General features: G+C 65.0%; 27 protein-coding genes. 12 read left to right on the top strand and 15 right to left on the bottom strand.

The features are described from left to right. The first annotated feature begins 214 nt into the window (after positions 1-214). Both A3736_RS04995 and A3736_RS04990 read left to right on the top strand, forming a co-directional pair. Positions 215-421 carry a hypothetical protein gene (locus A3736_RS04995; protein ID WP_067679986.1) on the top strand — a complete coding sequence of 69 codons (207 nt, stop codon included), beginning with the start codon at positions 215-217 and terminating at the stop codon, positions 419-421. Between the two features lie 108 nt (positions 422-529). Further along, the gene (locus A3736_RS04990) at positions 530-742 is read left to right on the top strand and encodes a hypothetical protein (protein WP_067679983.1); all 213 of its coding nucleotides are present in this window, start codon (positions 530-532) and stop codon (positions 740-742) included. A gap of 268 nt (positions 743-1010) precedes the next feature. Here A3736_RS04990 and tatC read toward each other — a convergent pair whose 3' ends face one another. The 9 genes from tatC to A3736_RS04945 form a co-directional block, all read right to left on the bottom strand. After that, on the bottom strand, positions 1011-1817 hold the full coding sequence (gene tatC / locus A3736_RS04985; protein ID WP_067679980.1) for a twin-arginine translocase subunit TatC: 807 nt from the start codon (positions 1815-1817) through the stop codon (positions 1011-1013). Continuing rightward, on the bottom strand, positions 1814-2254 hold the full coding sequence (gene tatB / locus A3736_RS04980; protein ID WP_067679977.1) for a Sec-independent protein translocase protein TatB: 441 nt from the start codon (positions 2252-2254) through the stop codon (positions 1814-1816). The genes tatC and tatB overlap by 4 nt, the downstream gene beginning before the upstream one ends. Positions 2255-2279: 25 nt before the next feature. Further along, positions 2280-2531 carry a twin-arginine translocase TatA/TatE family subunit gene (gene tatA / locus A3736_RS04975; RefSeq protein WP_067679974.1) on the bottom strand — a complete coding sequence of 84 codons (252 nt, stop codon included), beginning with the start codon at positions 2529-2531 and terminating at the stop codon, positions 2280-2282. Between the two features lie 89 nt (positions 2532-2620). Continuing rightward, complete coding sequence (gene scpB, locus A3736_RS04970; protein WP_067679971.1) at positions 2621-3217, bottom strand: SMC-Scp complex subunit ScpB; 597 nt, start codon at positions 3215-3217, stop codon at positions 2621-2623. Beyond that, positions 3214-3972: a ScpA family protein gene (locus tag A3736_RS04965; protein WP_067680004.1), complete on the bottom strand. Its 759-nt coding sequence runs from the start codon at positions 3970-3972 to the stop codon at positions 3214-3216. Before A3736_RS04965 ends, scpB begins: the two co-directional genes overlap by 4 nt. Positions 3973-4034: 62 nt before the next feature. Then, positions 4035-5054, bottom strand: a complete 1020-nt coding sequence (nagZ, locus tag A3736_RS04960) for a beta-N-acetylhexosaminidase (protein WP_067679968.1) — start codon at positions 5052-5054, stop codon at positions 4035-4037. 112 nt (positions 5055-5166) lie between these two features. Next, complete coding sequence (locus tag A3736_RS04955) at positions 5167-5853, bottom strand: SPOR domain-containing protein (protein WP_067679965.1); 687 nt, start codon at positions 5851-5853, stop codon at positions 5167-5169. A 15-nt stretch (positions 5854-5868) separates the two neighbouring features. After that, positions 5869-7617 (bottom strand): arginine--tRNA ligase, encoded by a 1749-nt coding sequence (argS, locus tag A3736_RS04950; RefSeq protein WP_067680001.1) that lies wholly within the window; start codon positions 7615-7617, stop codon positions 5869-5871. Positions 7618-7698: 81 nt separating this feature from the next. Then, positions 7699-8349 (bottom strand): hypothetical protein, encoded by a 651-nt coding sequence (locus A3736_RS04945; RefSeq protein ID WP_067679962.1) that lies wholly within the window; start codon positions 8347-8349, stop codon positions 7699-7701. Positions 8350-8458: 109 nt separating this feature from the next. On the opposite strand from A3736_RS04945, the gene ispH reads away from it, so the two are divergent. From ispH to rnhA, 3 genes are read left to right on the top strand one after another with little or no spacing between them, the layout of a single operon-like run. Beyond that, positions 8459-9451: a 4-hydroxy-3-methylbut-2-enyl diphosphate reductase gene (gene ispH, locus A3736_RS04940; protein ID WP_067679959.1), complete on the top strand. Its 993-nt coding sequence runs from the start codon at positions 8459-8461 to the stop codon at positions 9449-9451. 18 nt (positions 9452-9469) lie between these two features. Then, a complete protein-coding gene (gene thrB, locus A3736_RS04935) occupies positions 9470-10462 on the top strand; it encodes a homoserine kinase (protein WP_067679956.1) in 993 nt (330 codons plus the stop codon). A 28-nt stretch (positions 10463-10490) separates the two neighbouring features. After that, entirely contained in the window at positions 10491-10931 is a 441-nt protein-coding gene (gene rnhA, locus A3736_RS04930; RefSeq protein ID WP_067679953.1) for a ribonuclease HI, read from the top strand. Positions 10932-10937: 6 nt separating this feature from the next. On the opposite strand, the gene A3736_RS04925 is transcribed toward rnhA, so the two are convergent. Both A3736_RS04925 and A3736_RS04920 read right to left on the bottom strand, forming a co-directional pair. After that, positions 10938-12032: an FAD-binding oxidoreductase gene (locus A3736_RS04925; RefSeq protein WP_082851319.1), complete on the bottom strand. Its 1095-nt coding sequence runs from the start codon at positions 12030-12032 to the stop codon at positions 10938-10940. Then, on the bottom strand, positions 12029-12946 hold the full coding sequence (locus A3736_RS04920) for an alpha/beta fold hydrolase (RefSeq protein ID WP_233999235.1): 918 nt from the start codon (positions 12944-12946) through the stop codon (positions 12029-12031). Before A3736_RS04920 ends, A3736_RS04925 begins: the two co-directional genes overlap by 4 nt. 139 nt (positions 12947-13085) lie before the next feature. On the opposite strand from A3736_RS04920, the gene A3736_RS04915 reads away from it, so the two are divergent. The 7 genes from A3736_RS04915 (at position 13086) to A3736_RS04885 (ending at position 20567) form a co-directional block, all read left to right on the top strand. Continuing rightward, on the top strand, positions 13086-13799 hold the full coding sequence (locus tag A3736_RS04915) for a prepilin peptidase (protein ID WP_082851318.1): 714 nt from the start codon (positions 13086-13088) through the stop codon (positions 13797-13799). 89 nt (positions 13800-13888) lie between these two features. Further along, the gene (cpaB, locus tag A3736_RS04910; protein WP_067679943.1) at positions 13889-14944 is read left to right on the top strand and encodes a Flp pilus assembly protein CpaB; all 1056 of its coding nucleotides are present in this window, start codon (positions 13889-13891) and stop codon (positions 14942-14944) included. A gap of 53 nt (positions 14945-14997) precedes the next feature. After that, the gene (locus A3736_RS04905; protein ID WP_067679995.1) at positions 14998-16569 is read left to right on the top strand and encodes a type II and III secretion system protein family protein; all 1572 of its coding nucleotides are present in this window, start codon (positions 14998-15000) and stop codon (positions 16567-16569) included. Positions 16570-16580: 11 nt separating this feature from the next. Next, the gene (locus tag A3736_RS04900) at positions 16581-17246 is read left to right on the top strand and encodes a CpaD family pilus assembly protein (protein ID WP_067679992.1); all 666 of its coding nucleotides are present in this window, start codon (positions 16581-16583) and stop codon (positions 17244-17246) included. A 1-nt stretch (position 17247) separates the two neighbouring features. Further along, positions 17248-18537, top strand: a complete 1290-nt coding sequence (locus A3736_RS04895) for a pilus assembly protein CpaE (RefSeq protein WP_067679940.1) — start codon at positions 17248-17250, stop codon at positions 18535-18537. A 49-nt stretch (positions 18538-18586) separates the two neighbouring features. Continuing rightward, a complete protein-coding gene (locus tag A3736_RS04890) occupies positions 18587-19558 on the top strand; it encodes a type II secretion system F family protein (RefSeq protein ID WP_067679937.1) in 972 nt (323 codons plus the stop codon). Between the two features lie 22 nt (positions 19559-19580). Next, positions 19581-20567: a type II secretion system F family protein gene (locus tag A3736_RS04885; protein ID WP_245173894.1), complete on the top strand. Its 987-nt coding sequence runs from the start codon at positions 19581-19583 to the stop codon at positions 20565-20567. Positions 20568-20585: 18 nt separating this feature from the next. Here the strand turns inward: A3736_RS04885 and A3736_RS04880 are convergent, their stop codons facing one another. Genes A3736_RS04880 through A3736_RS04865 form a run of 4 tightly spaced genes read right to left on the bottom strand, consistent with a single transcriptional unit; the run spans position 20586 to position 24056 of the window. After that, positions 20586-21068, bottom strand: a complete 483-nt coding sequence (locus A3736_RS04880) for a MarR family winged helix-turn-helix transcriptional regulator (protein ID WP_067679931.1) — start codon at positions 21066-21068, stop codon at positions 20586-20588. A 51-nt stretch (positions 21069-21119) separates the two neighbouring features. Beyond that, positions 21120-21995: a crotonase/enoyl-CoA hydratase family protein gene (locus A3736_RS04875; RefSeq protein WP_067679928.1), complete on the bottom strand. Its 876-nt coding sequence runs from the start codon at positions 21993-21995 to the stop codon at positions 21120-21122. A gap of 58 nt (positions 21996-22053) precedes the next feature. Beyond that, on the bottom strand, positions 22054-22839 hold the full coding sequence (locus A3736_RS04870) for an SDR family NAD(P)-dependent oxidoreductase (RefSeq protein ID WP_067679925.1): 786 nt from the start codon (positions 22837-22839) through the stop codon (positions 22054-22056). A gap of 44 nt (positions 22840-22883) precedes the next feature. After that, positions 22884-24056 (bottom strand): acetyl-CoA C-acetyltransferase, encoded by a 1173-nt coding sequence (locus A3736_RS04865; RefSeq protein ID WP_067679923.1) that lies wholly within the window; start codon positions 24054-24056, stop codon positions 22884-22886. Positions 24057-24137 lie beyond the last annotated feature (81 nt).

Genomic DNA, 24137 nt, shown 5'->3' with positions numbered 1-24137 from the left:
CCGGGTCTATGCAAAGGATGCCGAATGAGTCTTTGTCTACGGCGTCGGTCGGTCGGGGTTCCGGATCGCGTTAACCTCAGCTAAACCAACCCTCGTCTAGGTCCATGCACGCGATCGGGCCGCACGGGCTCGGTTGCGCCTATGGTGAGATTGTTCGTGTTTGGGAGCGGCCTGACCCGATCTGGGGCTGGTCCGATCCAAAAAGGGGATATCGATGCTTCGCAAGATTTGTTTGGTCGGTGCAGTTGGGGCGATCGCCCTGTCTCCTGTGCTCGCCCAGGCCGAAACGCGCGGTCACGCGCCGATCGAAGGGGAAAGCGCAATCGGCGGACAATCGCCGATCGTTTTTCTCGCCGGGATTGCCGCAGTAGCCGCAGCGATCGTTTTCCTTTCGGAAGATGATGATCCCGTCAGCCCATAATACTTAAATTGTCGCTTTTGGGGCGATATTTAGGTCTTGCATCCAACTCCCACCCTTCCTATCACCGCACATGAACGAGAAACGCTGTGTTCTCCGAAGGAGATTGAAATGAAGATTCGTAACCTCGCTGCAGTTGCTGCTGCTGCCACTCTGGTTTCCGCCCCGGTTGTCGCTGCCGAGCGCAGCGCTGCTCCGGTCGAAGGTGAATCCGAACTCGCCGGCGGCGTCGGTGTGGTCATCGGCGTTCTGGCCGCTGCCGCCATCATCACCGCGGTTGTGATCGCTGCCGACGATGGCGACGACGATGCCGTCAGCCCGTAAGCGGACTGATCATTCCGATTAAGAAAGCGGGGCCGATCGGCCCCGTTTTTTTTGGTCTATCACTGTCGGGCGTTCTGTCGTCGGGGGCAGGACCGAAGCGCGTTCAGCCCATCCCTTCGGTCGAGGATTTCGAAGATCCAAAAGGCGCGCTCGACCGGGTGATCGGATTGCGCGCTCAAGCCAATCGCGCGGCCTGCAACCTGAGACGGACGAATGGACCGCGGTTCAGATAAAGCCGCATTACCAAACGTCGGCCGATCAGCCGGTTTCAGAGGCTCTCGGTACTGCCCTTGGACGCATCGCCGCTCTCGTCCTTCGCGTCTTCCTCGCCGCCTGTCTTCCGATCCGCAAGGCGCATCAGGATAAGCGATCCCTCGAACAGCAACAGCAAGGGTATGGCCAGCAAGAGTTGCGATCCGGGGTCCGGCGGCGTGATGACCGCCGAAAGCGCGATCACGAGCACGATGATGTATCGCCGCGCGCCCACCAATTGCTCGCGCGACACGATGCCTGCGCGGTGCAGCAGCAGGAGCAGGACGGGCAGAAGAAAGCTGATCCCGAAGGCGAGGATGAACTGCATCACCAGGCCGAGATATTCGTTCGCTGTCGGCAACGCCTGGATCGCCATTCCGCCCGCTTCGCCCTCGAAGCCGAGAAACCATTCGAACGCAGTCGGCATGACGACGAAATAGGCGAGCGACGCGCCGCAAGCGAACAGCAGCGGGGTGGCCAAAATGAATGGCAGAAATGCCTTCTTCTCGCGCGCATACAGCCCCGGGGCGACGAAGGCCCAGAGTTGGTTGGCGATGATCGGGAAGCTGAGGCAGAAGCCTGCGAACAGAGCCACTTTCAGCTCGACGAAGAACACCTCGTAGAGCTTGGTGAAAATCAGCTGCCCTTCCCCGTCGGGGAAGGCGCCTTTCAGCGGCTGGATCAGAAAGCCGAGGATCGAATCGGCGAAATAGAGGCAGATGCCGAAAGCGACGACCAGCGCCAGAACGCAGCGAACCAGGCGCGTACGCAGTTCAATCAGGTGTTCGAGCAGCGGTGCCTGGGTTTCGTCGAGGTCCTTCATCGTCCGGCCTCGCCGTTTTCGGGCGGCGGGGGTGGATCGAGCGGAAGTTCGGGCTCACCGGCCGCTTCGCCAGACGCTTTGGGCTTAGCGCGCTCGATCGCCGCTTCGGCCCGAGCGTCGGCTTCGTTCGCAACGGGTTCCGGCGCCGGGCCGGGAAGCGGCTCCATTGCCGGTTCTACCGGATCGCTTCCGAACGTCTCGCCGCCCGAACGCGCCATGATCTCGCGATTGCGCTCGCGCCATTCCTTTTCGGCCTCTTCCATTTCCGCTTCGCGGATCATGGCGTCGAGCCCGGTGCGGAAGTGATTGGACATGCGCCGCATCTTGCCGATCCAGCGCCCGGCGGTCCTCAAGGCGCGCGGCATCTCTTTGGGGCCGATCACCACAATCGCAGTGATGACGATCACCAGAAGCTCGGCGGCTCCGATATCGAACATTTACGGGTCCGCCCGCCGTTGCGGATCAGGTGCGGTCCGAAGGCGTGTGCGCCTGCTCGTCCCTCACCGTTTCGGAGGCGGGCTTCGCATCATGCGCGGGGCCTTCGATCCGGGGCGAATCGCGGCGTTCGGACGCACCGTCCTCCTCGTTCATGCCCTGCTTGAAGCTTTTGATACCCTTGCCGAAATCACCCATCATTTCGGAAATCTTGCCCCGTCCGAACAGGACGAGAATGACGAGAGCGATAATGATGAGCTGCCATGGACCGAGCGACATTTGAGTACCTTTTGCTAGCTGTCCCTCCGATATAGGGGCCCGCGTGCGATTAAGCCAGCGGATCGCGCACAGGACCGCATGTTTCGGTGTCAGACCTCGTCTGCATCCTCGCGATCGGGATCGCTCCCTTCGCCCATAAGGTCCTCGTATGCCTCCTCCACCGGGTCGAGCAGTCCGGCGGCGCGCAGTTCCGCAAGGCCGGGAAGATCGCGGCGGCTGGAGAGCCCGAAATGGTCCAGAAAGGCAGGCGTCGTCGCATAGATCGTGGGTCGGCCCGGCGCTTCGCGGCGTCCGGCGATACGGACCCAGCCCTCCTCCATCAGCACATCGAGCGTGCCGGACGATGTCTGCACGCCGCGAATCGATTCCACTTCGGCCCGGCTCACCGGTTCGTGATAGGCGACGATCGCCAGCACCTCGGTCGCCGCGCGGCTGAGCTTGCGGACCTGTTCGCGCTCCCGCCTGAGGAAATGCGCCAGATCGGGCGCGGTCTCGAAATGCCAGCGTCCGGCCCGCTCGACCAGATGGATACCGCGCCGCTCGTAATGCTCCGCCAGCGCGCGCAGCGCCTCCTCGACCTCGCCGAGCGGCGCATCGCGCAGGAAGCCGGCAAGCGATTCGGCACTCATCGGCTCGTCCGCCGCGAACAGAGCCGCTTCGAGCGCGCGCTCCAGATCGGTGCTCATCGTGCGACCCTGCGCAAACGCAGGGGTCCGAAGACCTCGTCCTGCGCCAGCTCCGCCCTGCCCAGTCGCGCCAGTTCGAGCGCTGCGACGAAGCTGGAGGCGAGCGCGGATTTGCGCAAGCGCGGTTCGGCATGGGGCGGGAGGAATTCTTCCAGCCGCATCCAGTCGAGCGTCACGCCGAGCATGGCCGACACCCGGTCGAGCGCCGAATCGAGCGTCATCACCGGACGCTCGCGCACCATGTGAACGGCAGGCGCAGTGCGCGCCTTGACCCGGCCATAAGCCTCGATCAGCGCGAACTGGTCGCAGCGCCAGCGCGTCTTGTGCGCGATCTCAAGCCCCTCCGGCCTTCCGCGCAGAAAGACGTCGCGCCCGATACGGTCGCGCGCCATCAACCGCGCCGCCGCCTCGCGCATCGCGCCTAGGCGCTGGAGCCGCAATTGCAGTTTCAGCGCCAGTTCTTCGGCAGACGGCTCTTCCTGTTCGTCCTTTGGCAGCAGAAGCGCGGATTTGAGATAGGCGAGCCATGCCGCCATCACGAGATAATCGGCCGCCAGCTCCAGCTTCAGCGCCTCCGCCTCGTCGATATAGGTGAGATATTGATCGACGAGCGAGAGGATCGAGATCGACCGCAGATCGACCTTCTGGCGGCGTGCGAGATCCAGCAGGAGATCGAGCGGCCCTTCCCACCCGTCCAGTTCGAGATAGAGCGCTTCGTCGGTGCCTAACCGGTCGTTGGCCCTCTCGTCGGCGATTTCCTGCCCATCGGATGCCCGCTGCTCCTCCGCATTATCGCCGAAGAGAGAGAGCGTATCGCTCACGCGGCGTCCTGCGCGGCGGCGAAGAAGGCATCGCGACGGGCGATCAGGTCGGAGGTCTCGAACCCTTCCGGCATCGGACCGATCGCATCCATGACCCGATCGAACCGCGCGCGGGCCGGATCGCTCAGATCGGGATTGCGCGTGGCGATGCCCTCCATGTCCGGCATCTTCGCCCAGCAATTGAGTGTCACGTCGCACCCTGCGGCCAGCGCGCGTTCCGAGCGTTCGGGTACACTGCCTTCGAGCGCTTCCATGTCGATATCGTCGGTCAGCAACAGGCCGTCGAAGCCGATCGCGCCGCGGATCACATCTTCGATGATCGTCGGCGACTGGGTGGCGGGATGCTCGCCATCCCAGGCGGGAAACATCAGATGGCCGGTCATGCCGAGCGGATGGCTTGAAAGCGCGCGGAAGGGCGCGATGTCCTCTTCAAGCTCCGCTTCGCTCGCATGGACCACCGGCATTTCCTTGTGGCTGTCCACGGTGGCGCGGCCATGGCCGGGCATGTGCTTGAGGCAACCCAGTACGCCACCGCGCGCCATTCCTTCGAGCGTGGCGCGCCCCAACGCTGCGACCTGCAAGGGATCGGTGCCCAGCGCCCGATCGCCGATCACATCGCTCGTCTCGGGGCGACGCACATCGAAGGGGGCGTGGAAATCGACCGTGACGCCCACTTCGGACAATTCGCGCGCGATCGCTTCGGCGTTCAAACGGACCGCCTCGATCGCGCTGGCGGGCGCGATCTGGTACAGTTCGGCAAAGGCCTGGCCAGCCGGGTAGCGGTTCCATTCGGGCGGCTTCATACGCGCGACACGGCCCCCTTCCTGGTCGATCGAGATGAAGGTCTGCTCGCGCCCGTGGATCGCCTTCAGCTCGTCGGTCAGCGCGCGCATCTGGTCCCGGTCGACGCAATTGCGCGCGAACAGGATGTAGCCGACAGGATCGCAATCCTTGAAGAAAGCGCGCTCTTCAGCGGACAGGCGCGGACCGGCGATACCGAATATGGCAGGTGTCATAGCCTGAAGAATCGCAGCTTTGCCCCCCTGCCGCAAGCATCATCAGAAGCATCGGTGTGGACAGGCCGCGCCTGCCCCTCAGCTATTTGACTTAGCCCTATTTGACTTGGCCCTATTTGACTTGGCAGGGCAGTCCGTCGGACTGAAGCGCGTTGCAGAGGCGACGCGCACCGGCATTGTCGCCGCCCGCCGCCTGAAGCCGGAAGACGGTGCCGATATCGGCGCGACCTTCGACGATGCGATAATCGACGCCCGACAGCGCGTCGGTCTGCCGCTGCAAGGTGCGCCACCCTTCTTCCGCATCCGCCCGATTAGAATAGGCGCCGACCTGCACCGCCGTGCCGCGCGGCAGGGCGTTGGATCGCGGCGCGGGCGTTTCGGCGGGCGCAGGCTCGCTCGCAGCGGTCTCGGTAGGAGTGGGCGTAATCGCAGGCGCTGGCTCGTTGGCCAGGCGGCCTTCCCGCGTCTGGCCTTCGCCGACTGCGAAGCTGGTGTCGCCCGTTCCGGCGAAGGTCTTGCCGCCGGCATCTTCGGGTCGGCTGCGATAGGGCTCGTCCGGCGCCTCCACCAGCGATCCGTCCGGCTCTGGCCCGCCTGCGGCGGTGGAGTTGGTGAACCACCAGATCGCGCCCACGATCACACCCAGCGCGACCACCATCAGCAGCGCGATTCCGATCAGCCGCGTGGTGTCGAAACCGGTCTGCGTCTCTTCCTCGCCCGATTCGAGCCAGGGGAGGCTTTCGTCCCCATCGCCGAAATCGAGCGTCCGGCTGTCGTTAGTGCCCTCCGCGCCCTGCATCACCGTTCAAATCCCTCACATTTCCTCGACGGCTTCGACCCCCAGGATCGCCAGCCCGTTGCGGATTACCTGCCCGATCTGCACCGCAAGGAAAAGCCGCGCCGCGCTCAACGTCTCGTTTTCGGACTGGATCATGCGGAGCGAGGGATCGTCGTTCCCCGCGTTCCAGAAACTGTGGAAGGCGGCGGCCAGATCGCCGAGATAGAAGGCGATGCGATGCGGCTCGCGCGCGATCGCGGCGGATTCCACCACGCGGGGGAATTGCGCCGCCTCGCGCACCAAGGCCAGCTCCGCCTCGCCCAATCGGTCGAGATGCTCGCCCGAGGGTATGATGCCCTGTTCCTTCGCCTTGCGCAGCGTCGAATGGATGCGGGCGTGGGCGTATTGAACGTAGAAGACCGGATTGTCCTTCGACGCTTCGACCACCTTGGCGAAGTCGAATTCCATCTGCGCGTCGGGCTTGCGGGTCAGCATGGTGAAGCGCACGACATCCTTGCCGACCTCCTCGACCACTTCGGCCAAGGTCACGAAAGTGCCTGAGCGCTTGGACATCTTCACCGGCTCGCCGTCGCGCAACAGCTTGACCATCTGCACCAGCTTGACGTCGAACGGCACGCTGCGCCCCGCCCCTTGCGTCAGCGCGGCGACGGCGGCCTTGATCCGCTTGACGGTGCCCGCGTGGTCCGCGCCCCAGATGTCGATCAGCGCATCGGCCTGTTCCGCCTTCTGGAAGTGATAGGCGAGGTCGGCGCCGAAATAGGTCCATTTGCCGTCCGATTTCTTGATCGGCCGGTCCTGGTCGTCTCCGAATTGGGTCGAGCGGAACAGCGGCAGTTCGACCGGCTCCCAATCTTCGGGCGGCGCCTTGCCCTTGGGCGCTTCGAGCACGCCGTCATAGACGAGGTCGCGCGCGCGCAGCCATGCTTCGGCTTTTTCGGGCTTTTTCGCGGCCTGCAGTTCCGCTTCGGACGAGAACAGGTCGTGATGGATGCCGAGCAGGGCGAGATCGGCGCGGATCATTCCCATCATTGCCGCCACGGCGCGGGTGCGGAACAGAGCGAGCCATTCGCTTTCGGGCGCATCGGCATAGCGATCGCCGAATTCCTCGGCCAGCTCCTTGCCGACCGGGATCAGGTAATCGCCGGGATAGAGCCCTTCGGCAAGTTCGCCAGCATCTTGCCCCAGAGCCTCGCGATAACGATGGTGCGCGGAACGGGCGAGCACGTCGACCTGGCCGCCCGCATCATTGACGTAATATTCGCGCGTGACCGTGTGGCCTGCGAATTCCAGCAGGCCGCACAGCGCATCGCCCACCACCGCGCCCCGGCAATGGCCCATATGCATCGGCCCGGTCGGATTGGCGGAGACGTACTCGACGTTCACGCGCTTGCCGCCGCCCATCGCCGAGCGGCCATAGGCATCGCCCATCTCCGCGATCGCGGCGATCTCGCGCCGCCAGGCGTCGGGTTCGATGCGCAGATTGATGAACCCCGGCCCCGCGATGTCGAGCGACACCACGTCGGGATCGCGCTCAAGGTGTGAAACGATCTTCTCGGCCAACGCGCGCGGATTGCTCTTGGCCTGCTTGGCGAGGACCATGGCGGCATTGGTGGCGAGATCGCCATGCGCAGGATCGCGCGGCGGCTCTACCGCGACGTTGGAGCGGTCGGTTTCCGGGGGCAGCGAGCCTTCCATTTCGAGCGCGTCGAGCACCGCATCGATCCGCGCGGCGAAATGGGCGTAGAGAGTCGTCGTGTCGGTCATAGAATCGTCCATGGCCGCGCGGTGCCCGCGCGGCAACCAGTGTCGCGTGTCGAATGGCCGGAGCGCGAGGCCCCGATCGGCTCAGCGCGTAGCGTTGTAGGCCAGTTGCTGTTCGGTCAGCTGGAAGCCGATCAGCAATTCGAACGTGGCGCGCTGCACTGCCGCGCGCACCGCCGGATCGGCCAGCGGGTCGAGCGCGGCGTCGGGGTCGCCCGGCTTGCGGCGGCGCGTGATCTGACGGCGGATATCGTCGGGCAGAGTGGCTTCCGAACGATCGACGAAGGCCCCGGCCTTCGCGCTGGCCTGCGCGCGCTCCGCGCCTGCCGGGAAATTCAGCGTCACGCTGCCGACCCGCTTGGTCACGATGGCGCTGCCGCCGCGAAGGACGGTGCTGAAATAGGGCAGCGTAACCTGGCGCGCCGCGCTCGTATCGGTCCGGCGGGCGACCACGTCGAAGCTTGCCTCGCTATAGACCCGGTCGCCGCTTTCATTGCAGGTCGAGCGGACATTGGTGATCGCGGCGGTCACGTCGATATCGCTGGCGAGGCGCGAATTCGGGCTGCGGAAGGTGGTGATGTCGCCGGTAAAATCGGGCACGCCCACTGCGGGGCAGGCGGTGCGCACCGCCGTGATGCCGACGCCCTGGTCGAGCACCAGCTCGCCTTCCGAACGGCAGCCCGCAAGAGCGATACCGAGAGCGAGGATCGAGAACAGGCTGGAGCGCGAGGTCATGAGCTGGAACGTCCCTGGCAAATTGGGTCAATACGAAGGCAGCGGACCGGAGCCCGCGAGAAAGCGCTTCCCCTAGCGAGGGCGCGCACAAAGCGCTAGGGGTCGGGTTATGAACGCCCCCTTGCACCCAAGCCCCCTCTCCGCATCTTCGCCCGACTCACAGGACAAGCCGCCGCTGGCGTTGCTGATCGCCGCCCCGCGCGGATTCTGCGCCGGAGTCGATCGCGCGATCGAGATCGTGGAGCGCGCGCTCGAGAAATACGGCGCGCCCGTCTATGTCCGGCACGAAATCGTCCACAATCGCTACGTGGTCGATGCGCTACGCGAAAAGGGCGCGGTCTTCGTCGAGGAACTGGACGAGGTGCCCGATGGTGCACCGGTGGTGTTCAGCGCGCATGGCGTGCCCAAATCCGTGCCCGCCGAAGCCGATCGGCGCGAAATGCTGTATGTCGACGCCACCTGCCCGCTGGTCAGCAAGGTGCACCGCCAGGCCGAACGCCAGATCGAAAAGGATCGGCACATCATCTTCATCGGTCACGAAGGCCACCCCGAAGTGATCGGCACGATGGGCCAGGTCGAAGACGGGCAGATGACGCTGGTCGAAACGGTGGACGATGTCGCGAAGCTCGATTTTCCCGCCGGGACCGAGCTGGCCTATCTCACCCAGACCACCTTGTCGGTCGACGATACGGCGGATGTGATCGCCGCGCTGGAACGGCGTTTCCCCGATATCTCCGGCCCCAAGGCGGAAGACATCTGCTATGCCACGTCCAATCGCCAGGCCGCAGTCAAGAAAATCGCGCCGGGCAGCGATCTGGTGCTGGTGATCGGCGCGCCCAATTCGTCGAACTCGCTGCGGCTGGTCGAAGTGGCCGAGCGGTTGGGGACGGATGCCTACCTGATCCAGCGCGCATCGGATATCGATCCGGAATGGCTCGAAGGCGTCGGGACGCTGGGGCTCACGGCCGGCGCCTCCGCGCCCGAACTGCTGGTGCGCGAAGTGGTCGACAGGCTCGGCGAATGGCGCACGGTGGAAGAGACCACGATCATGGCCGCCGAAGAAAAGATGGTCTTCAAGCTGCCCCGGCAATTGCTCGACTGAGCAGGCGGCGGCGGACGCATGGCGGTCTATACCGATCTCGGCACCGAGCGGCTGGCGGAGCTTATCGCCGCCTACGATGTCGGCGATCTGGTGTCGGCCAAAGGCATCGCCGAGGGTGTGTCCAACAGCAATTGGCTGATCGAGACCTCGGGTAAGGATGGCGGCCCGAGGAAGGACTCCGCGCAAAGCGCGCGCTTCATCCTCACCATGTACGAACGCCGCATCGAAACGGCGGACCTGCCCTTCTTCCTCGACCTGCTCGATCATCTTTCCGCCGCCGACTGCCCGGTACCGCGCACCATTCACGACGGCGAGGGCGCAAGCTTCCGTATGGTCGAGGGCAAGGCGGTGGCGCTGATCGAATTTCTGCCCGGCGTTTCGCCCACCGCGCCCAGCGCCGCTCAGGCCCGCGCCGTCGGCGTGGCCCTGGCGCGAATGCATGCCGCGGCGCAGGCTTTTCCCGGCTCGCGCGTCAACGATCTGGGGCCACAAGAAAACTCCGCCACGCTGGAATCGTGCGGTAGCGCCGCGCTCGCGCAGATCGACCCCGACCTGCCCGAAGTGCTGCCCCGCGCCCGCGCCGTAGCGGAAGCCTGGCCGAGCGATCTCCCGCGATCCATCATCCATTCCGATCTCTTTCCCGACAACGTCCTGATGCTGGGCGACCGGGTCAGCGGCCTGATCGACTTCTATTTCGCCTGCCACGATACGATGGCTTACGATCTCGCCGTGACGCACGCCGCCTGGTGCTTTTCCAAGGACGGAAGCCGCTTCGATGCCGCGCTGGGCCATGCGCTCGTCGGCGGGTACGAATCGGTGCGCCCGCTCGGACCGCGTGAGCGCGATGCGCTTCCCCTGCTGGCCGAAGGCGCCTGCCTGCGCTTCGTCGCCAGCCGCGCGCAGGACTGGATCGAAACGCCTGCGGGCGCACTCGTCATCCGCAAGGATCCGATGGACTTCGTGCGGCGATGGAACACCTATCGCGATCTTGGCCAAGAGGCTTTCGCCTGAGGGCGAGAGCGCGCTAAGAGCCCCGAAGATGAAACGCGTAGACCTGTTCACCGATGGCGCCTGCAAGGGCAATCCCGGCCCCGGAGGCTGGGGCGCGCTGCTGCGGCTCGGCCCACACGAAAAGGAAATGTCGGGGGGCGAGCCCGATACCACCAACAACCGCATGGAAATGACCGCCGCGATCCGTGGGCTGGAAGCGCTGATCGAACCGTGCGAGGTCGATCTTTATACCGACAGCAAATACCTCATCGACGGGATCACCAAGTGGGTCCACGGCTGGAAGAAGCGCGGCTGGATCAATGCCAGCAAGAAGCCGGTGCGAAACGCCGATCTCTGGCATGAACTGATCGCGCTGACGGACCGGCACCGGGTCGAATGGCATTGGGTGAAGGGCCATTCGGGCCATGCCGAAAACGAACGCGTGGACCGCTTGGCGAGCGACGCGGCCGAAACCTTTCAGGGCGGCTGAAAGGCGCTAGCCGAAGCGTTCCGGCGCGTAGAGGCTCGCATCCAGAGAACGGGTCATCGCATCCCGCTCCAGCCCGAGCAGGAGCTGCGATGCGAGGCGAACGGCAGCGGGCGCGGTCTGAATGCCGAACCCGCCCTGCCCCGCGAACCAGGCGAAGCCCTCGACGCGCGGATCGTAGCCATAGACCGGCCGCCGGTCGGGCGCGAAGCTTCTGAGGCCCGCCCAGCGGCGCTCGACCGCCTCGACCCGCCAATCGACCACGCCCTGCAACCGGTCGATCGCTTCGGCCACCGCCAGTTCCTCGGGCGCCGCATCGCAAGCCTCGCTCGGCTCCTCGTCATGCGGGCTCAGCCAGACGCGTCCGGCCTCGGGCTTGAAATAGAAGCGCCCCGAAATATCGAGCACCAGCGGCATGTCGGATGGCGGGGCGGGATCGACCCGCAACTGGACGACCGTCCGGCGCAAGGGTTGTATGCCGAGCGGGCGAATGCCGGCGGCTTCGGCCAGCCGATCGGCCCAAGCCCCCGCCGCATTGACGAGCGTGGCGGCGCGGAATTGCTCGCCGCTTTCGGAGGCAAGGGTCCACACTCCATCCTCACGCTCGACCTGCGCAATCCGGGCTCTGGTACGAAGATCGACGCCGCGCGTTTTGGCGTGTTGCAGATAATGGGCGTGCAGTCCGGCAACGTCGATATCGGCGCAGGCAGGCTCCCACACCGCGCCGGTCCACTTGCTCCGCAGGCCCGGTATCCGCTCGGCCAGCGCGTGGCGTTCCAGCCGCTCGATCGTCGCGCCGGTATCGCCGAAGCGGTCCATGAACGCATCGAGCGCGCCACGCTCGCCCTCGCGCCCGACATACAGCGCGCCGCGCCGGTCGAGAAAGCCTTGCTCTCTGAGGTAATCGCCGGAAGCGAGCGTCAGCGGCACGATTTCCGGCCCGCCATAGCATTCCTCCCAGAATGCGGCGGAACGTCCGGTGGCGTGATAACCGGGCGCATCTTCGGCTTCGAGCAGCAGGACGCTGGCATGCTCGGCCAGCTCTGCGGCAAGGCTTGCGCCCGCCATGCCGGCGCCGACGATGGCGAAATCGTAAACCGTCACTGGGCCGGTTGGGGTGCGGATACGGGTACTACGCGATCGAGAAACTCGCCGATCGCGTCCATCGCCCTGCCGCGCACGCTATCGGTCTCGCGCAGGATTTCGTGCCGCGCCTCGGGCCCGAATTCGGCCAGCTCGCCCTTGGGCAACCGCGCGATTGCCCGTTTGATGGCGGAGTGGGAGACCAGCTTGTCGTCCGATGTCGCCACGATCAGGACGGGCACGGCGAGCCGTTCGAGGCGGCCGTGCTCGAACAGCGCTATGGTGGAGGCATAGGCGCGTTCGACCCAGCGCCAGCTGCCCGGCCCCATCACCAGCTCGGGGCGATGCTCGCGCCACCAGAGTTCGTCTTCGTAGCGATCGTCGTCATGGGTCAGGAGGTCGCGCCGCCGGGTCGGCATTTCGCCGGGCTTCTCGCTCCATTTCCAGGCCGGACGCGCGGGATCGCCGATCAGCGTCATCAGCTTGGCGATGGGTTGGAGAATGCTTGGCGGCAAAGGCGGCCCGGCCATGCCCAGCATGGGCGCGGACAGGACCACCGCATCGGGATCGACCAGATGTTCGACCGCGGCGCGCAGGACGATATGCCCGCCCATCGAATGCGCGGCGAGCACGTGGGGGCCGGGCGTTGCCGTTTTCCAGGCCCGCCAGAAGGCCGCCAGATCGTCCAGCCAGACCTGGAAATCTTCGACATGGCCCGTCGTCGCATCGCCGCCCAACCGGCCCGAGCCTGCCTGGCCGCGCCAGTCCGCCGCCGTGACGCGCCAGCCCGCCCGGTGCCATTCTTCCAGCGTTTCGAGATATTTCTCGTAATGATCCCCGCGCCCGGGAAAGAACAGGATCGATCCGCGCGCCGCGTCATCGTCGAGCGGCCAGTCGATCCGCCGCACCTCGTGCCCATCGGGCGCGGTCCACACCGCCTCGCGCGCCGCGTTCGGGATCGTTCGCCGATCGATCGGGTCGGATGATGCGCTTCGAGTGATCGCCCGCGTCCTTTGGTATGGTTACCGTTTGGTAAGCCGCACCCTGTAGCACGGCCCATCGAAAGGGGGCCCTGTGGGTACGACGCTACATCAGATCGCGCATTACGGACTGCTCGGGGGCTTGGCAATCGCGCTGCTGATCGCGATCGCCACCGACCTCAAGAGCCGCCGCATCTACAATTGGCTGACGCTCTCCATCGCGCTTGCAGCGCCCTTGTATTGGTGGAGCAGCGGCCTTGCACCATGGCCCGGCATCGCCATCCAGATCGCCGCCGGTTTCGGTGTCTTCGCAGTCTGTTACCTGTTCTTCGTTCTGGGTCAGATGGGTGGCGGCGACGTCAAGCTGCTCGGCGCGCTCGCTCTGTGGATCCCGTTCGATCGCCTCCCCGCCCTCGTCGTGATGATGGCGATCATCGGCTGGCTGCTGACCATGGGCATGGCCGCCTGGCGCGTTTGCGCGTCGAGCGGCGGCGGGCTGAGCCGCGACATGATCGTGTTGAGCGTCTGTTTCGTCATCGCTCTTGCGATCGGCACCATGCTCCTCGGCGGGCTGGCCATGCCGCCCGGCCTGCGCAGCTTCGGCGCCAGCGGCCTTGCCGGAGCGCTTGTCGTCGCGCTTGCGCCTTCGCTCGTGCTGCTGGTCGCCACACTCGTTTCCTTGCGCGTCATCAAGCGCCACGCTCGCCGCATCCAGGTGCCCTACGGGCTCGCCATCGCGATCGCGGGGCTGTGGATCATCGCCAGCGATCTGGCGGTGGTTTCCGGCGGCCCCGCGCTCACGGCCTGAATACGCGATGTTAACCACTCACCCTTAAGCCGGAAAACCATACCTGCCCGCCATCCGGGCGCGGGCCATCGAAGGGGGCTTATCAAGCCATGGACAGGAAGAAACTGGTTCTGCTGCTCGTCGCGCTGATCATCGCGGTCGGCACGGCAATGGTCGCGCGGAGCATGTTCGCAGGCGCTTCCGCGCCGCAGGCGCAGGCGGCGCCCGTCGTTCCGACCGGGCCGAAAGTGCTGGTTGCCCAGCGCGCCCTGCCCGCAGGCACGATCATCACCGCCGAATCGATCGGTTTCCAGTCCTGGCCTGCCGAAATGGTGGCCGACGCCTATTTCCTCGAAGGCGAGTCGGACCTTGCGAAATTGCTGGGCACCGTGGTGCGCCATCCGATCACCGCAGGTGAGCCGGTCACGCAGGGCTCGCTCGTGAGCCCCGGCGATCGCGGCTTCCTCGCCGCGGCTCTCAGCCCGGGGATGCGGGCCATCACCGTGCCCGTCTCCGCGCAGACGGGCGTCGCAGGCTTCGTCTTTCCGGGCGACAGGGTGGACATCATGCTGACGCAGGAAGTGGCCGGCGTGGAGGGCGCGGCGCTGAAGGCGTCGGAAACCATCATGCGCAATCTGCGCGTGCTCGCCACCGATCAGTCGACCTCGCAGGAGACCGAGAACGGCAAGACCGTGGTGCGTGAATCGCGCACCGTCACGCTCGAAGTTACGCCCAAGATGGCCGAAAAGATCGCGGTTGCGGAAACCATCGGCCAGCTCAGCCTGTCGCTGCGTTCGCTGACGGATAACCAGTCCGACCTCGAAAGCGCGCTGGCTTCGGGCGATATCTCGATCCCCGACGATGCGACGCCCGAACAGGAAGAGCGCCTGCTCCGCCGTGCGATGGCCCGACCGAACGACAAGATCGGCTCGTTCTCGACCGGCGGCGATGTCTCGCGCTTCCAGCGCTCGACAATTCCGCCGCAGGTCGCGCGCAACCCGGCGCCCCAGCAGATGGGCGTCACCGGGCCCGTGCAGACGGTGGTGAGCGCAGAGCCCGCCAGACCGACCGGACCGCAGGTGCGCATCATGCGCGGCACACAGACCGACGCCGTGGGAATCGACAAGAACGGCCAGGCCATGCCTGCCGGGGCTGGCACGCGATGAGCCGCTTCAATTCCGACCGTATATCAGGCGAAGCCATCAGGGGGCTTGCAACCATGAAACCGCGTATCTTCAACAAAGTGCTGCCGACCGTCTGGCCCAAGGCGGTCATGGCCGGACTGGCGCTCGCACCGGTGGCCGCCGCCGCGCCCGCCACAATGGCAAACGCCCAGACGGTGGTGCGCCCTTCGCAGGATATCGTCCTGTCGATCGGCCGCGGCGAGCTGATCAACGTACCCGGCGCCATGGCCGACGTCTTCGTCGCCAATAGCGAGATTGCGGACGTGCAGCTCAAATCGCAACGCGCGCTGTACGTCTTCGGGGTCGGCGGTGGAGAGACCACGATCTACGCCAGCAATTCGCGTGGCGACATCATCTGGTCGGCCAATGTCCGGGTGGGATCGAACATCGGCAGCATCGACCAGATGCTGGCCCTCGCCATGCCCGAAGCCAAGATTGCGGTCGCGACCATGGGCAATAACACCGTGCTGCTGACCGGCACCGTCGCTGCCCCGGAAGATGCCGCGGAAGCGCAGGATCTGGTTGAAGCCTTCGTGGGCGATAACACCAACGTCATCAGCCGCCTGCGCATGGCGACGCCCCTGCAGGTCAATCTCCAAGTGCGCATCGCCGAAGTCAGCCGCAGCGTCGTGCGCTCGCTGGGCGTGAACCTCGCCACGGTCGATAGCACGCAGGGCTTCCAGTTCGGCGTGGGCCAGGGCCGCCAGGGCACCTTCCCGCAATACACTCCGGGAAGCCCCGCAGGTTTCGGCGTCAACTTCGAAGAGGCACCCGACGGCGGTTCACTCGTCACCAAGATCGGCCAGGGAACCACTCTAGGTCTGGCCGGCGAATTTCTCGGACTCGACATCGGCGCCGCGATCGACCTTGCCGAAACGCAGAACCTTGCCGTGACCCTCTCGCAGCCGAACCTGACAGCACTGTCGGGCGAAACCGCCGAATTCCTTGCTGGCGGCGAATTTCCAATCCCGCTCAGCCAAGGCCTCGGTACCACCACCGTCCAGTACAAGAATTACGGCGTCAGCCTTTCCTACACACCCACGGTGCTCGCCAATGGCCGCATTTCGCTGCGCGTGCGACCCGAAGTGTCGGAACTCACGAGCCAGGGATCGGTCAATCTCAACGGGTATCAGGTGCCCGCACTGATCACGCGCCGTACCGAAACCACCATCGAACTCGGCTCGGGCCAGAGTATGATGATCGCCGGCCTGCTGTCCAATTTCTCGCAGAACGCGATCGAAAAGGCGCCCGGCCTCGGTGACGTGCCGATCCTGGGCAATCTGTTCCGGTCCACCAATTTCCGGCGCGGCGAGACCGAGCTGGTGATCATCGTGACGCCTTATCTGGTGAAGCCGATGAACGCCGCCGATGTTCGCCTGCCGACGGATGGCTATCTCAAGCCCACCGAGAACCAGCGCATCCTGCAATATCGCGACGCCGATGGGGTGACGGGCGGAACGCGTCCGGAACCGTCGGCAGTGCCCGCAGCTCCGGCAAATCCCGCCATTTCGCGCAAGGTCGAGGCCGAGCCCGTGCTCGCGCAGTCCTACGATCCGCGCAACCGGGAAAAGAGCGCATCCGCCAAGCCCGGCTTCAGCTTCAAGTGAGGGGACCGATCATGCCTTCCCATTTCCTGTCCCGCCCGTTCACGCGGATCGGGGCACCACTCGCCGCCACCCTGGCGCTCGCTCTGGGCGCGTGCGCGGGCACGGTGAACACGGACAATCGCTCGCTCTATAGCGTGAAACAGCCGGTCGTCGAACGGACCAACTTCGCGCTCGACGTCGCCACCACCGGTGACGGCTTGCCGATTTCGGAACAACGCCGCCTTGCCAGTTGGTTCGAGACGATGGAACTCGGCTATGGCGATCGTGTCGCCATCGACGATCCCACCAGCTCCTACGGCGTGCGTGACGATGTCGCGGCGCTGGCAGGTCGCTATGGCCTGCTGCTTTCCGAAGCGCCGCCGGTGACGGCGGGGGCGCTCGCACCGGGCCAGGCGCGCGTGATTTTGACCCGCTCCGTCGCGTCCGTTCCCGGCTGTCCCGACTGGTCGCACACGGCCGAAGGGAACGATGCGAACGCAACCAATCCCAATTATGGCTGCGCCACCAACGGCAATATCGCAGCCATGATCGCCGATCCCGAGGATCTGGTGCAGGGCAAGCGTGGTACGGGACAAACCGTTTTGCTGACCTCGACCAAGGCGATCGATGCCTATCGCGAAGCCGCACCCACGGGATCCGAAGGCCTGACCGAACAGCCTACCACCGGAGGGAACTGACGTGAACGCACCCTGGAAAGTCAATCCCAACGGCGACCGCACCCCCTTCGCCGCCTATGTGTGCGACGAAACCGCGCTCGACACGCTGCGTCCGGTGGTGATCGAGCTCGGCTGGGCACCCGAAAAGTGCAACAAGGGCGGCCTGCGCAACGCGATCCAGTCGCTGTCGGTCAGCGCGAGCCCCAATATCCTGCTGGTCGATCTGTCGGAAAGCGGCGATCCGCTCAACGATATCAACTCGCTGGCGGAGGTCTGCGAGCCTGGAACGATCGTGATCGCGATGGGTCAGGTCAACGATGTGCGCCTGTATCGCGATCTGCTGGCAAGCGGTATCTACGATTACCTTCTGAAGCCCTTGTCGGCCAACACTCTGCGCGATGCGCTGACACAGGCTCAGGCGTCCTTCAACGCCCCCAAGGCGAACGATCCCGATGCGGCCCACAACCACGTCTCCACCGCGGTGGTCGGAATGCGCGGCGGTGTCGGCGCCTCCACTCTCGCCACTTCGCTCAGCTGGTATTTCGCTTCCAAGAAGAACCTCCAGACCGGGCTGCTCGACCTCGACGTGCATTTCGGCACGGGCGCGCTGGCACTGGATCTCGAACCGGGTCGCGGGCTTACCGATGCCATCGACAATCCGAGCCGCATCGACGGGCTGTTCATCGAACGCGCCATGATCCGCGCGCACGACAATCTCTCGATCCTGTCCGCCGAAGCGCCGATCAACGCGCCGCTGATGACCGATGGAGCCGCCTTCCTCCAGCTGGAGGAGGAATTCCGCCAGGCCTTCGAGATGTCGGTGATCGACCTGCCGCGTTCGATGCTGATCACCTATCCCCACTTGCTCAACGAGGTTAACGTGGTGGTGGTGGCAGTCGAAATGACGCTGGCCTCGGCCCGCGATGCGATCCGCATCCTGTCCTGGCTCAAGAGCTATGCGGCGCACGCGGTCCCGATCGTGGTCGCCAACAAGGTCCAGACCGGCGCACTGGAAATCAGCAAGGCCGATTTCGAAGCTTCGATCGAGCGCCCGATCGATTTCAGCATTCCCTTCGATCAGAAGACCGCCGCCAATGCCGCCAAGCTTGGCCAGGCCTTCATCGAGGCCAATGCGACGAGCAAACCGGCCAGCGTGATCAAGGCTCTCGGAGAGCGGATCATCGGTGCGAGCGAAGAGGATGCGCAAGGCGAGGACGCTCCGCATGCGGGGAAGAAATCGCTGCTCGGCAGCTTCGATCTGAAATCCCTGCTCGCCAAGAAGACCAAGCCCGTACCCGCCACGGCGGAATAACGGGCCGCAGCTTCACGAGATCCGCAATCGCTTCGGACGGAGACACGGCATGGACATGATGCAGCTGGCCCTCTTGCTCGTGGGAGCGATGGCGGCGTTCGGGATCGCGGGCTACGCCTTCGTCGGCCCGTCGCCGAGCAAAGCCTCGCAGCGGCGGCTCGAACAGCTGCGTTTCCGCCATTCGGAAAGCACGGATGCGAAGGTCCAGTCGCAGCTGAAGAAGGCCATCGCCTCGCGGCGCCCCACGCGGCAGGTGATCGCGGGATCGACGTCGCGGGTGGATGCCCTGGCCTTGCGGCTCGACCGGACGGGTAAGGGCTGGACGCTGACGCAATATGCCTATGCCTCGATCGGCCTGGGTCTGGTGATCGCCCTGCTTCTGTTTCTGCGCACCGGCGCGCTCCCGCTCGCGCTGGGGGTTGGCCTTCTGTTCGGTGCGGGCGTCCCGCATTTCATCGTCAATCGCGCGATCAAGAAGCGCACGACGGCCTTCAACGCCAAATTCGCCGACGCCATCGATCTGCTGGTGCGCGGCCTTCGATCCGGTCTTCCCGTTACGGAGACTCTGTCCGTCGTCGCGCAGGAAGTTCCTGGGCCAGTGGGCGAGGAATTTCGCGGCGTCGTGGAGCGTATCAAGATCGGTCGCACGATGGAGGATGCTCTCCAGCAGACCGCCGATCGGCTGGGCATCCCGGAATTCAACTTCTTCTGCATCACGCTTGCAATCCAGCGGGAAACGGGTGGCAACCTCGCCGAAACGCTCGCCAACCTGGCCGAGGTGCTGCGCAAGCGCGCGCAGATGAAGCTCAAGATCCGGGCGATGAGTTCGGAATCCAAAGCGTCGGCCTATATCGTCGGCGCCCTGCCCTTCATCGTCTTCGTCCTGATCTGGTGGATCAATCCGGGCTATATCGGCACCTTCTTCGAAAACGAAACTCTGATCGTGATCGGTATGGGCGGGCTCGTCTGGATGTCGATCGGCGTGTTCATCATGGCCAAGATGGTCAGCTTCGAAATCTAATCGCGCAGAACGGGACGAGATCATGGAAAGCCCTGCTGGCCCTACGCTTCTCGGTGTCGACATCATGGTCGTGGGCTCGATCCTGGCCGCCGTCGCCGCGATGGCCGTGCTGTTCGCGATCTACACGGCCGTCACGATTACCGATCCGATGTCGAAGCGGGTCAAGGCGCTCAACGCCCGGCGCGAGGAGCTGAAGGCCGGGGTCGTCACCGCGACCGCAAAGAAACGCCAGAGCCTGACGCGCAAGTCCGACACCACCGAAAAGGTAAAGGAACAGCTCGGCCGCATGAAGGTGCTGCAGGATTCGCAGGTCCGCGAAATGCAGCAGAAGCTGGCCTGGGCGGGATATCGCAACCAGGAAGTCGCGGTCATCCTGATCGCGCTGCGCGCCATTCTGCCGATCGTCGTCGGCGGCTTCGCCTTCGTGATGCTCTACATGGTCGAAATCTATCCCGACTGGCAGATGAAGCGGGTGGGCGCGCTCGCGCTGGTCATCTTCCTCGCCTATAAGGGCCCGGAACTGTTCCTGAAGAACAAGGCGACCAAGCGTACCGACGCCATCCGCAAAGGTCTTCCCGACGCGCTCGACCTGCTCGTGATCTGTGCCGAGGCGGGCCTCACCGTCGATGCCGCCTTCAATCGCGTGGCCAAGGAACTGGGCCGCGCCTATCCCGAACTGGGCGACGAATTCGCCCTTACCGCGATCGAACTGTCTTTCCTCAACGAACGCAAGAAGGCGTTCGACAATCTCGCCTTCCGCGTGAATCTGGAAGCGGTGAAGGGTGTGGTGACCACCATGGTCCAGACCGAACGCTACGGCACTCCGCTCGCGTCCGCGCTGCGCGTGCTGTCCGCCGAGTTCCGCAACGAGCGCATGATGCGCGCGGAAGAAAAGGCCGCGCGCCTGCCTGCGATCATGACCGTGCCGCTGATCATGTTCATTCTGCCGGTGCTGTTCATCGTCATTCTCGGCCCGGCGGCCTGTTCGATCACTGCAGCGTTCGAATAAGCGACCGCAGACGCGGGCTCAGTCCTCCAGCGCCGCGGCGTCGAAGTCGCCCGCCGCTTCGCGCAGGCGCAGGAGCATGGATTTCAACTGCTCGCGCTCGCTCTCGTCGAGGGCGGAGAACAGTTCGCGTTCGATGTCGAGCGCCAGCGGCATGATCCGTGCATGGACCGCCCGCCCCTCCGCCGTCAGTTCGAGCAGGTGCGAGCGCCCGTCGGCGGCATTCGGCTTGCGCTCTGCAAGGGCGCGGCTCTCCAGCGTCTTGCAGGCCCGGTTGACCGGCACCTTGTCCATCAACGTGATCTGCGACAGGTCGCGCTGGGTCAGCGGGCCGCTATCGCCGAGTACCGCCATGATCCGCCATTCGGTGGTCTTGAGCGCGAAGCGGCGCCGATATTGTTCGGCGATCCGGCTCGACACCGCGTTGGACGCAATGGAGAGCTGATAGGGCAGGAAATCGGCGAGCCGCTGCGAGGTGTGCGGCGAAGGAGATTTGTCGGGCATGAACCCGTCCTACAATTCGCCCGCGCAAGCGCAAGGCCGTCGCAATCGCAACTATCTATATTCCGGCTCGTCCCACCACGGATAGAAATCGGGCATGTCCGCGCTGACCGTATCGGGATAGTCGGGCGGACGCTTTTCGAGGAAGCTGGCGACCCCTTCCTTCGAATCCGCGCTTTTGCCGAGGCGGTAGATCGAGCGGCTGTCGATCCGGTGCGCCATCATCGGGTGTTCGGTGGACGACAGGCGCCACAACATCGCGCGGGTCATCGCGACCGAGACGGCGGAGGTGTTGTCCGCGATCTCGCGCGCCAGTTCGATGGCGGCAGGCATCAGGTCTTCGGGGGCGTGGAGAGAACGGACGAGCCCATGGTCCAGCGCATCCTGAGCGGAGAATATGCGCCCGGTCATGCACCATTCGAGCGCGGTCTGCATCCCCACGAGGCGCGGCAGGAACCAGCTGGAACAGGCTTCGGGCGTGATCCCGCGCCGGGAGAATACGAAGCCGAAGCGCGCGGTCTCGCTCGCCAGCCGGATGTCGAACGGCAATTGCATCGTCGCGCCGACGCCCACCGCCACGCCGTTGCAGGCGCCGATCAGGGGTTTTTGCGAATTGAACAGGCGCAGCACCACCCGCCCGCCCCCGTCGCGCACTCGCTCGTCGGACAGGTCCTCGACCGGATCGTGGCGCGCGAAGATATTGCCGCTGCTGCCTTCGGGCGTCAGGTCCGCGCCCGCGCAGAACGCCCGATCGCCATGGCCGGTGACGATCACGGCGCGCACGCTGTCGTCCGCGTCCGTCACGTCGATGGCATCGATCATCTCGTCCATCATCGTGCGGGTAAAGGCATTCATCTTGTCCGGGCGATGCAGCGTCAGCGTCGCGATCCCGTCGGCGATATCGAGCTTGATCTGGGTGTAGTCTGTCATCGTCCGGTCCTTCAGAGAGTGTCTCCCCGCCGGACCGTGTCCGGCGGGGATGGTCGCATCAACGCGGCGCCATGCGGATCGCGCCGTCGAGGCGCACGTCCTCGCCGTTGAAATAGCCGCATTCGAGCATGGTCAGCGCGAGCTTGGCGTATTCCTCGGGATTGCCCAGACGCTTGGGGAACGGGACGCTGGCGGCCAGCGCCTCCTTCACCTGCGGCGGCGCGGCGTTCATCAGCGGGGTGTTGAAGATGCCGGGCAGGATCGTGTTCACCCGAATCCCCTCGCTCATCAAGTCGCGTGCGATGGGCAAGGTCATGCCGATCACGCCGCCCTTCGACGCGGCATAGGCGGCCTGGCCCATCTGCCCGTCTTCACCCGCGACAGACGCGGTGTTGACGATCGCGCCGCGATCTCCGTCCTCGCTCAGCGGGTCCAATGTCAGCATGCCCGCCGCCGATTTGGCAATGCAGCGGAAGGTGCCGATCAGATTCACCTGGATCACGAAATCGAAGGCGGAGAGCGGGAAATGCTTGATGCTGCCGTCTTCCTTCGATCGGCTGGCGGTCTTGATCGCATTGCCGATCCCTGCGCAATTGACCAGGATACGCTCCTGCCCGTGGGCCTCGCGCGCCTTGGCGAAACCGGCATCGACATCCTCGTCGCTGGTGACGTTCACCTTGCAGAAGATGCCGCCGATATCCTTCGCGACCGCTTCGCCCTTTTCCTCGTTCATGTCGAAGATCGCGACCTTGGCGCCCTTCGCCGCGATGGCGCGCGCCGTCGCTTCGCCGAGGCCGGACGCGCCACCGGTGACGACGGCGGGAGTGTTGCTGCTGATTTCCATGGGGTAGTCCTCTCTATCTCTCGAAAAATTCGGGTGTAACGGGGTCAGAGCGCCTCGACGATGGTGACATTGGCGACACCGCCGCCTTCGCACATCGTCTGGAGCCCGTATTTCTTGCCGTGGCGGTGCAGCGCGTGGACCAGCGTCGCCATCAGCTTGGTGCCCGACGCGCCCAGCGGATGGCCGAGCGCGATCGCGCCGCCGTGGACATTGAGCTTGTCCGGGTCCGCGCCGGTATGCTTCAGCCAAGCGAGCGGCACGGGGGCGAAGGCTTCGTTGACCTCGTACAGGTCGATATCCTCGATCCGCATGCCGGCACGTTCCAGCGCGCGATCGGTCGCGAACAGGGGTTCTTCCAGCATGATCACCGGATCGCCCGCCGTCACCGTCAGATTGTGAATGCGCGCGAGCGGGGTGAGGCCATATTCCTTCAGCGCACGCTCGCTCACGACCATGACCGCGCTCGACCCGTCGCAGATCTGGCTGGCGCTCGCCGCCGTGATCTTGCCGTCCGGGCTCAGCAGCTTGACGCCCGCGATCCCTTCCAGCGTGGCGTCGAAACGAATGCCCTCGTCCACCAAGTGGCAGGCCTCGCCCTCCGGCGTCTCGATCTCGACGCCGACGATTTCCTTTTCGAACGCGCCGCTTTCGGTGGCCCGGATCGCCTTCTGGTGGCTTTCCAGAGCAAAGGCGTCGAGCTGGTCCTTCGAGAACCCGTGCTTGTCCGCGATCATCTGCGCGCCGGTGAACTGGCTCCACTGGATGCCGGGATATTTGTCTTCGAGCCCCGGCGATTTGTAGTGGCCCAGCCCCTCTTTCATATGCAGCATCGCGGTCGATCCCATGGGCACGCGGCTCATGCTTTCGACGCCCGCCGCGATCACGACATCCTGCGTTCCGCTCATCACGGCCTGCGCGGCGAACTGGATCGCCTGTTGCGAAGACCCGCACTGGCGATCGATCGTGACGGCAGGCACGCCTTCGCCCAGCCGCTTGGCCGCCAGCACCGCATTGCGCCCGACCTGCATGGCCTGTTCGCCGCCCTGGCTGACGCAGCCCATGACGACATCGTCGACCGCCTTGGCTTCCAGCCCGGTCCGCTCCATCACCGCATCGAGCGAGACGGCGGCGAGATCGACCGGGTGAACCCCTGCGAGCCGCCCTCCACGCTTGCCCCCGGCAGTACGGACGGCTTCGACGATATAGGCTTCGGGCATCGATCTCTCTCCTCGTCGCGCTTCGGAACGCGTTGCTTTTCAGGACCGGGTTATGGGAGGCTTACGTAAGCGTCAAGTTGC

The organism is Erythrobacter sp. HI0063 (assembly GCF_001635685.1).
Lineage (GTDB): Bacteria > Pseudomonadota > Alphaproteobacteria > Sphingomonadales > Sphingomonadaceae > Qipengyuania.
The sequence above is the reverse complement of the archived record's forward strand: the minus strand, read 5'-3'. Positions and strand labels throughout refer to the sequence as shown.

Coding starts and splice junctions, on each gene's coding strand:
- thrB (WP_067679956.1), top strand. CDS start 9,470: ATGGCGGTCTATACCGATCTCGGCACCGAGCGGCTGGCGGAGCTTATC.
- tatA (WP_067679974.1), bottom strand. CDS start 2,531: ATGTCGCTCGGTCCATGGCAGCTCATCATTATCGCTCTCGTCATTCTC.
- cpaB (WP_067679943.1), top strand. CDS start 13,889: ATGGACAGGAAGAAACTGGTTCTGCTGCTCGTCGCGCTGATCATCGCG.
- A3736_RS04865 (WP_067679923.1), bottom strand. CDS start 24,056: ATGCCCGAAGCCTATATCGTCGAAGCCGTCCGTACTGCCGGGGGCAAG.
- tatC (WP_067679980.1), bottom strand. CDS start 1,817: ATGAAGGACCTCGACGAAACCCAGGCACCGCTGCTCGAACACCTGATT.
- A3736_RS04870 (WP_067679925.1), bottom strand. CDS start 22,839: ATGGAAATCAGCAGCAACACTCCCGCCGTCGTCACCGGTGGCGCGTCC.
- tatB (WP_067679977.1), bottom strand. CDS start 2,254: ATGTTCGATATCGGAGCCGCCGAGCTTCTGGTGATCGTCATCACTGCG.
- A3736_RS04880 (WP_067679931.1), bottom strand. CDS start 21,068: ATGCCCGACAAATCTCCTTCGCCGCACACCTCGCAGCGGCTCGCCGAT.
- A3736_RS04905 (WP_067679995.1), top strand. CDS start 14,998: ATGAAACCGCGTATCTTCAACAAAGTGCTGCCGACCGTCTGGCCCAAG.
- A3736_RS04900 (WP_067679992.1), top strand. CDS start 16,581: ATGCCTTCCCATTTCCTGTCCCGCCCGTTCACGCGGATCGGGGCACCA.
- A3736_RS04875 (WP_067679928.1), bottom strand. CDS start 21,995: ATGACAGACTACACCCAGATCAAGCTCGATATCGCCGACGGGATCGCG.
- nagZ (WP_067679968.1), bottom strand. CDS start 5,054: ATGACACCTGCCATATTCGGTATCGCCGGTCCGCGCCTGTCCGCTGAA.
- rnhA (WP_067679953.1), top strand. CDS start 10,491: ATGAAACGCGTAGACCTGTTCACCGATGGCGCCTGCAAGGGCAATCCC.
- A3736_RS04945 (WP_067679962.1), bottom strand. CDS start 8,349: ATGACCTCGCGCTCCAGCCTGTTCTCGATCCTCGCTCTCGGTATCGCT.
- A3736_RS04890 (WP_067679937.1), top strand. CDS start 18,587: ATGGACATGATGCAGCTGGCCCTCTTGCTCGTGGGAGCGATGGCGGCG.
- A3736_RS04955 (WP_067679965.1), bottom strand. CDS start 5,853: ATGCAGGGCGCGGAGGGCACTAACGACAGCCGGACGCTCGATTTCGGC.
- scpB (WP_067679971.1), bottom strand. CDS start 3,217: ATGAGCACCGATCTGGAGCGCGCGCTCGAAGCGGCTCTGTTCGCGGCG.
- A3736_RS04885 (WP_245173894.1), top strand. CDS start 19,581: ATGGAAAGCCCTGCTGGCCCTACGCTTCTCGGTGTCGACATCATGGTC.
- A3736_RS04995 (WP_067679986.1), top strand. CDS start 215: ATGCTTCGCAAGATTTGTTTGGTCGGTGCAGTTGGGGCGATCGCCCTG.
- A3736_RS04990 (WP_067679983.1), top strand. CDS start 530: ATGAAGATTCGTAACCTCGCTGCAGTTGCTGCTGCTGCCACTCTGGTT.
- argS (WP_067680001.1), bottom strand. CDS start 7,617: ATGACCGACACGACGACTCTCTACGCCCATTTCGCCGCGCGGATCGAT.
- ispH (WP_067679959.1), top strand. CDS start 8,459: ATGAACGCCCCCTTGCACCCAAGCCCCCTCTCCGCATCTTCGCCCGAC.